The sequence below is a fragment of the Lancefieldella parvula DSM 20469 genome (assembly GCF_000024225.1).
GTDB lineage: Bacteria > Actinomycetota > Coriobacteriia > Coriobacteriales > Atopobiaceae > Lancefieldella > Lancefieldella parvula.
The window spans coordinates 741,879-754,772 of sequence record NC_013203.1 but is presented as its reverse complement, the minus strand read 5'-3'; the positions used below and the strand labels follow the sequence as shown (position 1 = coordinate 754,772).

The following is a 12,894-nucleotide window of genomic DNA, read 5'->3' as shown; positions in this document are numbered from 1 at the left end:
ATAGTCTACTTTCTATCTTTTAACGAGGGATTGTGTAGTTGGTGTCTCTACCGTGTTCGATTGTGATTTTGTATCAGTGGAAAAGCTCGAAGCACCAGACTTGGTTGAGATATCAGCTGTTATCCCATCGTGTTTCTCGGCAATTTTGCGCGCATATGAGTGAATAATGCGGGCAGTAGTATGAGTTCCTGCATATCCCATGCCAGCCTTAAGCGCCCATCCAAATCCAGGGACCACGCCCGCAACCGTACGAGCAACAGTGCGATATCCAAAGCCCGCATCAACAACACCAAGAAGCTCGGCAATAGTTTCAACACTCACATTGATGTTATAAGCAGCGGTAATATCAAGTGCAAGTCTAATCTGGCGTGCAGTCATCAATGGCATATCAGAGCCGGGAACAAACGCTACAGCACCAATAGCTGCGTTTTCTTTAGCACAAGCAGCAGTTATCTGCTTGACTACTTGAGTCCTGCAGAGAGGATACGCAGCTGCAAAAGAAACTGATTTCTCTGTTGCCGTTGCAATCCACGAAGAGAGTCTATCAAAGAGTACTTCTTCAGTTGTGCCCGCAATAATGCTAATAAGTCCCGTGTTATAGAGCGAATCAGCAATTTTAGGTGCTTCAACAGCAGACTCAACAACCACTGCACAAGGAATTGAATGACTTACCAGCATGGCTAGAGCATCCTCATACTGTGATGTAGGTGTAGGAATGATTACTGCAATATCAGGAATGGTAGAATTCTTTCCCGTGCGACCAGCGCCTCTAGAATCAAACGATACACCATCGACAAGTTTAGAGACGCGTACTGTAGCATCTGTTCTTTCTGGCATAAAATATGTATGAACAGCAAGAATAGCCTCTTCAGAAGCAAGAGAATCAACATAGATATGTGTATAGGTTGGCTCAATAGATGAGAGTGAGCCACGAAATTCCTGTAACACAGAAGTTGCAAGCTTACCTAGGCTGTTTCTGTTTGCCATAGCTTATGCCGCCTTAGTTCTATGTCTATAAACCGACTGGACAATTCCTACAGAAACAAGCTGGGCAATCATTGATGTTGATCCAAAGCTGATAAATGGCAATGGAATACCCGTAATAGGCATGATACCAATACACATACCAACATTCTGTAAAACCTGAAATGACCACATAGCCGCACAGCCAACAAGCACCAATTTAGAGAAGGTATTTTCAGTCTTCATTGCAAACAAAATAGTTGCAAAAATCATCCATGCAAAAAGCAGAAGCATGATAAAAGCGCCGAGAAATCCAAACTCTTCTGAGAAGAGTGCAAAGACAAAGTCTGTATGCGCTTCTGGCAAGAATCGTCCACTTGCTTGCGTAGCGTTACCAGGTCCTTTTCCAATAAAGCCACCTGAACCTACAGCAATCTTTGCCTGCTGCAAGTTATAGCCATCTCCCGATGGATCAACGGATGGATCCAAAAAAACGGCAAGACGCTTCATCTGATACTCCTTAAGAATATGAGGAATACCAGGAATCATGGAGGTTACAACAACAAGAGCAACAACCGCAATAAGCAAAAGAACGGTTATCAAAATCCAAGAACGTTTTGCTCCGGAACAAATAATGATAGTAGCTCCAATAACCAATATAATCAGACCAGTTCCAAGGTCTGGCAAAAGCATGATAGAACCAAACGGAACCATTAACGTTCCACAAAGCTTTACGTAGTCTTTAAGGGTTTCTACCTTACCGTTGTACTGTGCACATACCGATGCCATGAGGAAGATTGTGACAATTTTTCCCAGCTCAGACGGCTGGAATCTAAAGCCAACAAACGGGATATTAACCCAACCAGTCATACCCTTAACCGAAACACCAAAACCTGGAATCTTAGGTAAAATCATCAGCACAACTACGCCAACAAGCAGTACGTTTGTCATATTTGCAAGCGCTCTGTAGTCATAGCGCCACATGAACGTAGCAAAAACAAAACCCAGACCAATACCCAAAAGATGTCTAGGAAAACTTGCCTCGGCAATGTTCATTGATGCGGTCCAAATAACCACAATACCAATGAGGACGAGAAGTGCCGCAGGAACTAACTGCGCTAGATAGAGGTTGTTCAGGATATTCTTACCAGTAAGCTTCTCTTTCTTAGCAAGACCACCTGAAGGAATACCTCCACGTTTTCTAAAAGGTGAGTTTATTCTTTGTTTTGTAACTGCAGATGAATCAAGTGCCATGGGTTTCTCGCCTCCTTACCTACCAACATTGTCTGGCTGATTATAAATTGCTCCAAAGACGTCTCGAACAATATACATACCAGAACCTGCGCCAGAAGGAGCGCAATCAAGGTTTGCGGCAACAACGTACTGAGGCTTATCAGCTGGCGCATAGCCAACGAACCAACCAACTGGCTCACCAACAGACTGCTGCTCAGCAGTGCCCGTCTTGCCACAAACGGTAACATCCAGATTGGTCCAATGGATAGTCTGAGTAGTGGACTCCTCGTAGACAACACCATAAAGACCTCGAGCAACAATGTCTCTATGCTCATCTTTTTCTTCCGGCGTCAGAATGACCTCGTTTTTGTACTCAATAACTGAGCCGTTACCGTTTCTGGCGTTAATGCTCTTCAACACATGTGGCTTGTAAATAGGACCGCGGTTTGCAATACCACAGTACGCATTTGCCATCTGAAGACAGGTTACTAAAAGATCGCCCTGACCAATAGCAAGGTTACAGTTATCGCCACCTTGCCACTTACGAGCATCATCAGGTGAACTAGTAAAGTAATTCCACTTCCATTCCGCGTCAGGAACGCGGCCAGACGCTTCTTCTGGAAGGTCAATACCAGAAAGGGAACCAAGTCCAAAGGCACGAAATGTCTCTTGCATACCCTCTGGATGATCATTGTTATAGAAGAAGCCCTTACCAATCTCATAAAATACAATATCGCAAGAATTGGTAATACCAGTAATTAAATTAACGGTACCGTGTCCAGAAAGAAGCCAGCAGTGCATACCGTACTGCTCGCCAAATCCAGTCCAAAAACCTGTGCAATACCAGCTAGAATTTCCGTCACAAATGCCGTACTTAAGTCCAGCAAAAGTAGTCAGAGCCTTAATGGTGGAGCCCGATGGATACATGCCAGCAATGGCGCGATTCATCAAAGGATAGTTTGCCTCTTCAGAAGAAAGCGTATCCCAGTCAGAGCTGGAAATACCTCCAACAAACATTGAAGGAGAAAAGGTTGGATAGCTTGCCATAGCAATGACTTCACCATTAGTACAATCAAGTGCCACCACGCTTGCACTACGACCCTGGTAATCTTGAGATCTAACGGTGTTAATAACACTTACAAGCGATGCTTCTGCGGCTTTTTGAATGTTAGCATCAATGGTCAATACAACGTCTGAGCCGCCCTGAGGAGCAATTGACGTTGAGTGAGACAAAACGTTACCAGCAGCGTCAACGTATACCGTCTGCTCACCGCGAACACCCTGAAGAGCGGACTCATACTGATACTCAACACCCGTTTGGCCCACGATATCGCCATGAGCGTACACAAAGCCACCGTCTGCAGTTTTACTGCTTTCAAGCTGCTCTTGAGTAACGGTACCGGTATAGCCAACAACATGAGCTGCAAGAGAACCGTTTGGGTATGCACGCTGCGTGCGTTCCTCAATTGAAACGCCATCGAGCAAAGCGCCATGAGCGTAAATATAGGCAACCACACGCCTAGATACGTCTACAGAAACCGTGCGTAGTGCCTGAGCGCCATCGGAAGTGTCCAAAATCTTTCTGCGCACAGCCAACATAGGCATGCCCAAAAGGTTAGCAAGAATCTGTAGCTTAACGTAATCTTCTGCAACGTCTGCTCGTGCTACCACCGTTGGACTTGGTCTGTTAGTAACAATCTCCACACCGTTTCTGTCCAAAATACGGCCACGAGGGGCTGCAGTGGTAACAGTGCGTGTTCGGTTGCGCTCTGCTTGCTCGGTATAGTCAGCTGACGATAAGAGCTGCATGGTCCAGAGACGACCAATGAGCACAGCAAACATACCACCAACAGCAATCGCAAATCCAATAAGTCTGGACGAGAGGGTTTTCTCGGCAGAACCATCAGAGCCGCCGGAAGCCTTAGGAACTCCACCGCCAATATCAAAGGTAAATGGCGAATCTTTTCTACCAAAAATAAGGTATACGATAATCAGACCAATTGCTGCAACAGCGCAACAAGCAAGGATAACAAGGGTGAAATTCATACTAACACCTTATTTAAAGCGCTGTGGGGCTCGATGGGATCCGCGATAAAGCGTAGTTCCACCCAAAGACGAATGAGATCTTTTAGAATGCGAAAGTACATAAAAAACGGGTAGAGCAGCAAAAATGGTAAACAGCATAGTGGGGAAAGACTTAAACAGTAGTCCTTCAAGGAAATTGCCACCAGAGCCGATCAAAGAATTAATAAGTTGATACATAAAGGTTACGCCAAAGGTCTGGAGCACAACCAAACCCATAGAGGTTCCAAAATTACCAGAAATACGGTCTCTGACCTCTTGACCAATGAAATAAGAACTGACCACAAGCAAGAGCGCCATTAGACCAATGGGATTAGCAGAAGTTAAATCGTAGATAAGACCTGAGACAAATCCGCATACAACTCCAGTTTTACCGCCATATTTCAAGGCAATAGCTGCCGAGAAAATCAACGCAAAATTGATAACTCCCCCACCAAAAGAAACCTGTGGTGTAAGCACAATCTGCAAAATGAAGCAAATAACAGCAAGAATGGTGATGCTGCGCACATTTTTATTTCTATCAGAAACCTGCATGCATCCCCCTTAATCTGTTCTACCGCTGTTATGTTGTGTATTACTCGTTGGAGCAGCAACCGTTGCATTCTGCTGAGAGTTTGTTGTAGAAGTACTACCAGAAGAGCTATTCGATGAAGAACTATCTTTTGAATCTTTATCCTTACTGTCTGAATCAGTTGCCGTTGGAGTGTTTTGCTTATCTGCCTCTGCAATATCATCTGCAGTAGCTTTTTGCTCCTCAGAAAGAGACGTGATGACCATTACTTCCTCATTGCTGCTAACGTTTCCATAAGGTTCAATAACAATGGTGTAATAGATTGACCCTGGTGCAGCTTCAACACTAGTAACCTTACCCAAAGGAAGTCCCTTGGGGAAAACACCACCAAGCCCACTGGTAACTACCGTATCGCCTACTGCAACCTTCTGGTTAGTGTTAATTAAGTTGAGGGTAATCTGCCTTGAAGCAGAACCCATAAGCATGCCTTGAGCTCGGCTACTTTGAACCATAGCAGCCACGCCGCTCTTCTCGTCAGTGATAAGTCGGACGGTAGAGGTTGTAGAACCACACTCAATAATCTGACCTATAACGCCACCGCTATCAACAACAGGCATACCAACAGCCAAACCAGACGAGGTTCCCTTGTCTATAACAATAGTGTTGTTGAACGAGTCAGTAGAACCAGAGATAACACGAGCACCTGTAGACTGCAGGTTGTAATTATTTTTGAGGTCGAGAAGACCTTGCAGGCGCTGTGTAGACTGATTTGTCTCTTCAAGCTCAGCATTTCTTGAACGCAGTTGCTCGTTTTCTGCCTTAAGATCAGAAAGCGTCTGCTGGTCTGCAGTTAAATTACTAAAAATGTTACCAATACCTTGAAATGGCATTGCAATAGCAGAACCTGCCATCCTAAAAGGCATAGTGATAGTAGAGAATCCGCCTCGAACCATCTCGAGCGGTCCCGCTGTACCCATACGAGCACTTACCGTCAATAAAACAATTGAAAGCAGCGAAAGAATAATAAAACTACGGCCGCCCGTATGCTTATTATTGTTAGATCCAAGGCCTGATGAAGCACCCTGGATCTGATTAGACAATGGCATATTTATTGGCCTGCACTCTGAACAAATCCACCGGACAATGCATTAGCCTCAAGAACCTTTGCACAACCGGTAACAACATTTTCTAACGCGGTTGGGCTTACGTTGACAGGAACACCAGTCTCTTCACGAAGTCTCTGATCAAGACCACGAAGCATTCCGCCGCCACCAGTAAGCAAAATACCGTAGTACATAAGGTCAGATGCAAGATCTGGTGGAGTCACATCAAGAGCATCTTTAACAGCCTTGGTGACCTCGTCAAGGGGACGATCAAGTGCACGACGAATCTCTTCTGATTCGATGCGAACCGTCTTTGGAAGACCACTCATGACGTCACGACCGTTTACCTCAACGTCAAGCTCTTCTGCAAGAGGAGCTGCTGAGCCAACCTTAATCTTGATGTCTTCTGCAGTACGCTCGCCAATAGAGAGATTATAGGCATCACGAACATGCTCAAGAATAGTCTGATCAAACTCGTCACCTGCAGTCCTGATGGACTGCGAGACAACAATACCGCCCATGGAGATAACAGCGACCTCGGTGGTACCACCACCGATATCTACAACCATGGAGCCCGTAGGGTCCTCAATTGGAAGGTCTGCGCCAATAGCTGCAGCCATAGGCTCTTCAATAAGAAATGCCTGGCGAGCACCGGCCTGGATAGTTGCTTCAAAAACGGCGCGTTTCTCAACAGAAGTAACACCAGAAGGAACGCATACGACAACACGTGGACGCGGTGACCAAGGATATTTACGTTCACGTGCCTTCTCAATGAAGTATCGGAGCATGACCTCAGTAACATCAAAGTCTGCAATGACGCCATCTTTAAGAGGGCGCTCAGCAATGATGGAGCCAGGAGTTCGACCAATCATGCGCTTTGCATCAGCGCCAACAGCCAGAACGCGGCTCTCACTTTTATCGATTGCAACAACCGACGGCTCATTGATGACAATACCCTGACCACGAACTGCAACAAGAGTATTTGCAGTTCCCAAATCGATGGCTAGGTCTCCGCCATATTCTCCGAAGAGCGAATCGAAGATAGACATGATATCCAATCAAACGTGCTACGCGAAAGCGTAATAATCCTGCAGAAAGAACGGTTAAAACAGTTTAGTACTTAGTTGCCAGACTTTGAAGAGTTGGAGGAACTATTAGAGGAATTTGAAGAGTTAGATCCATTAGTTCCAGAGGTAGTTCCTGTATTAGAACTGTTGGTACCAGAAGTTGTACCGGAGTTCTGATTATTCTGGCTTACATATGAAGTGGTTACGCTTGCAACCTTCCAACCAATACCATCACGAACAAGTTCAATGGTATAGTCAACGTTTCCGCCATTAGAAAGACTGACAGAAGCGTTTACCGTTGAATGAGTCATACTCTGGTCAACACCGTTGATGGTAACAGTAGAACTTGATGGCAGGCTGTTAGAAATCTGCTGGAGCGTAGTGCTAGAAACAGAACTAGAGACATAGCGACCAATATCGGTACCCTGTGCCTTAGCATTGAAAATATCTTGAACAACAGACTGCTGGGTTGGCCATCCATAGCCACGATAATAAGCATAACCAGCACCAGCAACTGCCAGGATAAGTAAAATAAGAATGGTAATGAAAACCTTAAGTCCAGTGTGACGGTGCTTACGCCTAATCTTTTTGTCCTTCTTGTCCTGCTCAATAATCTCCTGCTCAGTAATTTGGAAGAAACCAGTGTCTTCTGCGGAAGGAATGAGCTCACCAGACATACCAGTAGGATCAAGTGGATCGTAGGAGCCATAACCAGCTGCCTGAAGGAAAGCATCAGTCTCAGATGGTTTGCCAGAACTCATTGCGGTAATAGCCTTACGAGCAGCATCAAAAGCAGACTGCTGCTGATCAGACAAGGCAAAGGTACCATCTGTAGTAGCGTGCGTAAAAGCATCAACTGCCTCAGACATACGATTAGCTGCAACGTAAGCAAGGCCAAGATCTGCGTAAATCTTATTAGAGTTCTCTAAAGGATTAGCAAAATCAAGAGCAGTGCGATATGCCTCAACTGCATCAACAGGTCTGTTCAGACCCATAAAGCATGCGCCAAGACTACAAAGAGCAGATGAAGGATTAGGGTTCTTCTCGTCTACTGCAGCGTTTCTGTAAGCAATACCAGCGTTGCGAACATCACCAATTTTCTCGTAAGCAGAGCCAAGGGCAAGCTGTGCCTTGTAAGGAGTTGCATAAGAGACATCCTGAACAGCGTTAGTGAGAGAAGCAATTGCCTCCTGTACCCTACCAGCAGCTAGAAGAGCACGACCCTGATTAGTAGAAAGAGCGCCAACCTTGCCGTATGATGCATCGGCAAGTGCGGACTGATACGCAGAAGCGGCAGAATCAAACTGTCCAAGCTTCATGTAAGCATTGCCAAGAAGATGGTCAATCTGACCGTTTACCTCACCTGGCTCTTTAGCCATATCAAGCTGGCTGATAGCTACAAACCAGTCGCCCTGATCATATGCAGATTTACCTAACTCAAATGCCTGTTGATTCACAATATCCTCCAAGAGTCTGTGCGACTTGGCTTTAAGCGTTTTCAATTCTAATGGAATTAATGACATCACCAATCTTTAACTGGGAGATGACATCCATTCCTTCGATAGTTGTGCCAAATACGGTGTACCCAGAATCCAAGCCATGCTGTGGACCAAGGCAGAAATAAAACTGCGAACCTGCAGAGTTTGGATCCTGAGAGCGAGCCATAGCAAGAGCACCATCAACGTGGGAGTTGTTAGGATTGGAACTGAACTCTTCTTTGATGCGATAACCAGGACCACCAGTACCAGGAATTCCATCGGGACCAGGATTACCAAGCACAACATCCTCAACACTCATCTCACGAGTATTAGGATCTCCACCCTGAACAACAAAGCCAGGGACAAGACGGTGAAACTTGGTATTGTCGTAGAAGCCAGACTCTGCAAGCTCGCAGAAGTTTGCTACATGAATAGGTGCACCCTTACCATCAAGCTGAACCTTAATGATTCCCTTGTTGGTATCAAAAACAGCTACCTCAGTACCAGTTACCTGGCGCTCTGGTGTATACAATGGATCAAGTCCAAACATAATGCCTCCAAGCTTCTTTACATCTAAGAGAAAAAACGAGAAACTCTTAGAAATAAAGAACTTCTTTTCTAACCTACTTATTTTACCAGTATGATGAGATTTTTGAAATTAAAGCACCTGAACGGTAGATTTTTACTGCTTTTGTGGCTTCCAATTCACGTAATTTTCATCAAAAAGTTTCTGGTATGAGCTGGAACCGCTAGAGTCACGAATGTTATCGACTGGTGCCAATATTTTCTCTTTGTCCTGAGAAGGATTAGAAGAAGCAACTGAGCGCTTCCATCCCTCGCTCAAAGCATCAGAACGGTTACGAAGCCAGTTACCAAGCTTGGTGAGATTTTCAATAGACTGACGATAGTTCCCGTTGGAGTCGTCAAGACTAGATAGGTCAGAGATGACATTGCTAATATCCAGCGAAATCTGCTCTGCTTCTTGCTGACCATCAGAGCGCTCTTGATCAGAGCCAGTAATGGCAACCTGATCAAAGGTTTTCTCGTTATCATCAAGGCGTTTTGAGAGGTCTCCTAGCTTCTGATAATCACTATTAAGCGCGTCAAAAACAGCATCCGAACTTGTATTTTGCTGAGTACCACTGGTGTCTTGACCCGTTAGGTGTGCAACAGGAGTGGTGGTAGGAGTAGATGAAACCGGTGCTTCGACTTTTGCGCGATTATCAGTTGCCTGAGGATCCCATGGATGTGTAAGGATAAAAATAGCAGCAACCACCAGTGATGTGACAAGAAGCGCCGAGAGCAGAATAACACGTGTACGAGGGATTCCTTCTGCCTCAGGAAGATTTTCTCTTGAAGGTTCGGAAGGAATTGCAGATTCAAAACGAGGAGCCGGCCTGCGGTTTACCGAGGCAAACGCGCTAGTGGCATCTGGGTCAGCATTGTCAGTTGGCGTTTGTTGCAAGGATGTAGAATCTGCCGAAGCAAAAGATACTGCATCGTGCCCAGCGTCTACGAGTGAATTGGTCTTCTCGCCAGACACTGGAGCTGCGTCAATCTCTGGGAGCTTAATATCGCGCGTAGGCCTGATGGCTCGAGCTGGACGAGTGGCAGGCACCGCCTGTGGCAGAGGAAGACCGCACTTTGGGCAACTTTCTGCAGCAGCGGGCACTAAAGCGCCACAATGAGGGCACCAATGAGCTTGAGCAACAGGAATTCTTTGAGTCAAACTTAGATCAATTTGACAATGAGGGCAGGTTAAAGCACCTTCATCGACCTCAGATCCACAGTTTGGACAACGCATACACCCTCCACAACTCTTTGCTTGTGCTTCAGTTTAATCGTTTATATCAGCAGAAGAGCTATAAGTTGACTTTCCTCCCATTAATCTCACAACCAAATCAAAGAATCTGTCCTTTTTATAGTTATGGATGTAACGTTCGGAAATTCTATTGAAAATGATAACGGAAACCACCAAACAAATTGCCAAGTACGGCAAGATGTGTGCGGTTAGAGGCGCAATACGGAAGAAGTCTTGCGCCACAGTGCATCCGCCGACAACAATAGCAATGCACACAAGAAGAAGTACAACGCGAAGCTTAGTAAGTGGCAAAGAAATTCTTCTGAGCAGTGCAAAACCAACTGTTGCGGTGGTGATAAGCGCCATCGTAGACACCTGAGAAAGATTCAAATTAAACAGATGACCCGCAGTCATAAGAAACGCAAGGGTAATGGTCACAGCAATAGAAGCTGGAAGCGACTTGCGCAAAATATTGATCAAAAAGTTACCCTTTACACGGTCGTGATTAGGCTCAAGTGCCAACACAAATGATGGCAGTCCAACAGTGGCAAACGAAAGTAGCGACATCTGAACTGGAATAAAGGGATACGGCGGTGCAATGATGCAATACAGCGCCAGAGCTGCAGTATAAACCGTCTTCACAAGAATAAGTGCAGCGGATCGCTGAAGGTTATTAATAGAGCGCCTTCCCTCAGCAACAACTTCTGGCATGTGAGCAAAATCGTTGTCTGCCAGGACAATCTCTGCAACGTTTCTAGCTGCAGCGGAACCAGAGGCAACAGAAATAGAGCAATCTGATTGTCTGAGGGCTAAGATGTCATTCACGCCGTCACCGGTCATGGCAACTGTGTGACCAAGATTCTGAAGCGCAATAACAAGCTCACGCTTCTGTTCTGGTGTAACGCGTCCAAACACGTGGTACTTCTCTACAGCAGCTGCAATATCTGCCTCTGTGTGTAATGTAGTTGCGTCTACCCAACCATCGGCATGTGGAACTCCCGCACGTTTAGCAATAGCTGAGACGGTACGAGGATCATCGCCCGAAATAACGCGCAGGTCAACACCTTGCTCAAGGAAGTATGTAATGGTCTGTGGAGCGGTCTCTCTAATCTGATCTCTGAGCACCACATAACCCAAAAGCTGAGGAGTTCCTTGTAGCGCATCGTTCTGATCAAATGAGTCAACACTACAAGCAACCAGCACGCGTTCAATAGACGCAAAGGCATCGGACGCCGCTATAACATCTGCTGCTTCGGGACCAAGCACAAACTGTGCGGCGCCAATAACAAACGCCTGCCCGTCCTCAGTAACGCAACCAGAGTACTTTCTCTTGGAAGAAAACGCCACAACGCGAGAAGAGTGTTTGCTTTGAATCCCCTGCTTAGATGCATATGCAAGGATTGCTGCAGCCGTATCGTTGGCGTCATCTTTGTTTGCGCCGACAACGTTCACAGCCGCTTGCAGAGCACCCGAAGCCTCAGTGATTGGCTTAAATGAAGCATCCAGGACTCGTGCAACCTCCATGTTTCCCGTGGTAATAGTGCCCGTCTTGTCCAAGCAGAGAGTATCTACACGCGCCAACGTCTCAATACAGTATTGCTGCTGAACCAGAACGTTTTTCTGACCGAGCCTAATAGTTGCAATAGCAAGTACCGAGCTGGTGAGAAGGACGAGTCCTTGTGGAATCATGCCAATAACAGCAGCAATCATAGAAAGAAGCGCTTCGTTTAAATCAGCGTGCCCAATGAAATATGTGCGGACAAAAAGACCAATTCCCAACGGAATCAGCGCAATGGAACCCGCACGGATAATTGACTTAATTGTAGAAAGAATCTCTGAGTTAATTTCTTTAACAAATTTTGCTTCTGCGTTAATACGCGCCGCATAGCCTTCTTGACCTACACGGTAAACTTTACAAACAAGACTGCCTCTCTCGACAAAACTGCCAGAAAGAAGCTCGTCTCCTGTAATCTTTTGTACTGGCTCTGCCTCGCCGGTAAGTAAACTTTCATCAACGCTTACGTGCTCTGACACAAGAATACTGTCGGCAGGAATTTGATCACCCGTTTTTAAGCGGACAAAATCATCAACAACAAGCTCATCTGGTTTAATAAACGCGTCTTTTCCGTCACGAATTACACAAACACTCTGAGCTGTCATAAGAGACAGTCGGTCAATCATGCGTTTTGCGCGAATCTCTTGCACAATGCCAATGACCAGATTTGCAAGGACTACGCTCATGAACAGTGCATTTCTGTACTGTCCTGTAACAACAACAAGCAGAGCCATCAAAACATTAACTATATTGAAGAGCGTAAAACTATGCTCCGCAATAATCTGAGCAATAGATTTGGTTTTTACGTCTGTATTAGTATTGACTTTACCTGCAGAAACTCTTTCAGCAACTTCTTTTGATGTCAGACCTACGTACGCTTCATCAGAACGCGCGCCTATCTTACCCTCAGTACCTTGCAATGACATATAAACAATCTCCAGTCAGTAATGGCCGGTTTTTTGCATTTGGTGACCCCGGTGGGTTTCGAACCCACGACCTTTTGCTCCGGAGGCAAACGCTCTAATCCACTGAGCTACGGAGTCATAGTGCATAAGTATACCCCAGCCTACTTACTGCCTTTTGTAACGGTTTGCATAATTT

10 protein-coding genes and 1 tRNA gene are annotated in these 12,894 nt (G+C 45.6%); all 11 read right to left on the bottom strand.

Translation table 11 applies throughout. From position 1 onward, the window contains the following. Positions 1-12: 12 nt before the first annotated feature. The 11 genes from APAR_RS07135 to APAR_RS03420 all read right to left on the bottom strand — a co-directional run bounded on the left by APAR_RS07135 (position 13) and on the right by APAR_RS03420 (position 12,836). On the bottom strand, positions 13-987 hold the full coding sequence (locus APAR_RS07135) for a hypothetical protein (protein WP_012808761.1): 975 nt from the start codon (positions 985-987) through the stop codon (positions 13-15). Between the two features lie 3 nt (positions 988-990). After that, entirely contained in the window at positions 991-2,217 is a 1,227-nt protein-coding gene (locus APAR_RS03465; protein WP_012808760.1) for an FtsW/RodA/SpoVE family cell cycle protein, read from the bottom strand. Between the two features lie 15 nt (positions 2,218-2,232). After that, positions 2,233-4,242, bottom strand: coding sequence for a penicillin-binding protein 2 (mrdA, locus tag APAR_RS03460; protein WP_012808759.1), 2,010 nt, complete (start codon positions 4,240-4,242; stop codon positions 2,233-2,235). Positions 4,243-4,251: 9 nt separating this feature from the next. Beyond that, complete coding sequence (gene mreD, locus APAR_RS03455; RefSeq protein WP_012808758.1) at positions 4,252-4,812, bottom strand: rod shape-determining protein MreD; 561 nt, start codon at positions 4,810-4,812, stop codon at positions 4,252-4,254. Positions 4,813-4,821: 9 nt separating this feature from the next. After that, positions 4,822-5,895 (bottom strand): rod shape-determining protein MreC, encoded by a 1,074-nt coding sequence (gene mreC, locus APAR_RS03450; protein ID WP_012808757.1) that lies wholly within the window; start codon positions 5,893-5,895, stop codon positions 4,822-4,824. Between the two features lie 2 nt (positions 5,896-5,897). Beyond that, positions 5,898-6,941, bottom strand: a complete 1,044-nt coding sequence (gene mreB / locus APAR_RS03445) for a rod shape-determining protein (protein ID WP_012808756.1) — start codon at positions 6,939-6,941, stop codon at positions 5,898-5,900. Positions 6,942-7,012: 71 nt separating this feature from the next. Next, positions 7,013-8,416: a tetratricopeptide repeat protein gene (locus tag APAR_RS03440; RefSeq protein ID WP_012808755.1), complete on the bottom strand. Its 1,404-nt coding sequence runs from the start codon at positions 8,414-8,416 to the stop codon at positions 7,013-7,015. A gap of 31 nt (positions 8,417-8,447) precedes the next feature. Then, positions 8,448-8,987 carry a peptidylprolyl isomerase gene (locus APAR_RS03435; protein WP_012808754.1) on the bottom strand — a complete coding sequence of 180 codons (540 nt, stop codon included), beginning with the start codon at positions 8,985-8,987 and terminating at the stop codon, positions 8,448-8,450. A 132-nt stretch (positions 8,988-9,119) separates the two neighbouring features. Next, entirely contained in the window at positions 9,120-10,241 is a 1,122-nt protein-coding gene (locus tag APAR_RS03430; RefSeq protein WP_012808753.1) for a zinc ribbon domain-containing protein, read from the bottom strand. A 33-nt stretch (positions 10,242-10,274) separates the two neighbouring features. Beyond that, positions 10,275-12,719, bottom strand: coding sequence for an HAD-IC family P-type ATPase (locus APAR_RS03425; protein WP_012808752.1), 2,445 nt, complete (start codon positions 12,717-12,719; stop codon positions 10,275-10,277). Between the two features lie 40 nt (positions 12,720-12,759). Next, a tRNA-Arg gene (locus APAR_RS03420) sits at positions 12,760-12,836 on the bottom strand. Between the last annotated feature and the right edge of the window lie 58 nt (positions 12,837-12,894).

What these genes read in the sequence shown, in the direction of transcription:
- APAR_RS07135 (WP_012808761.1), bottom strand. Translation starts at nt 987, where the DNA reads ATGGCAAACAGAAACAGCCTAGGTAAGCTTGCAACTTCTGTGTTACAG.
- APAR_RS03465 (WP_012808760.1), bottom strand. Translation starts at nt 2,217, where the DNA reads ATGGCACTTGATTCATCTGCAGTTACAAAACAAAGAATAAACTCACCT.
- mrdA (WP_012808759.1), bottom strand. Translation starts at nt 4,242, where the DNA reads ATGAATTTCACCCTTGTTATCCTTGCTTGTTGCGCTGTTGCAGCAATT.
- mreD (WP_012808758.1), bottom strand. Translation starts at nt 4,812, where the DNA reads ATGCAGGTTTCTGATAGAAATAAAAATGTGCGCAGCATCACCATTCTT.
- mreC (WP_012808757.1), bottom strand. Translation starts at nt 5,895, where the DNA reads ATGCCATTGTCTAATCAGATCCAGGGTGCTTCATCAGGCCTTGGATCT.
- mreB (WP_012808756.1), bottom strand. Translation starts at nt 6,941, where the DNA reads ATGTCTATCTTCGATTCGCTCTTCGGAGAATATGGCGGAGACCTAGCC.
- APAR_RS03435 (WP_012808754.1), bottom strand. Translation starts at nt 8,987, where the DNA reads ATGTTTGGACTTGATCCATTGTATACACCAGAGCGCCAGGTAACTGGT.
- APAR_RS03430 (WP_012808753.1), bottom strand. Translation starts at nt 10,241, where the DNA reads ATGCGTTGTCCAAACTGTGGATCTGAGGTCGATGAAGGTGCTTTAACC.
- APAR_RS03425 (WP_012808752.1), bottom strand. Translation starts at nt 12,719, where the DNA reads ATGTCATTGCAAGGTACTGAGGGTAAGATAGGCGCGCGTTCTGATGAA.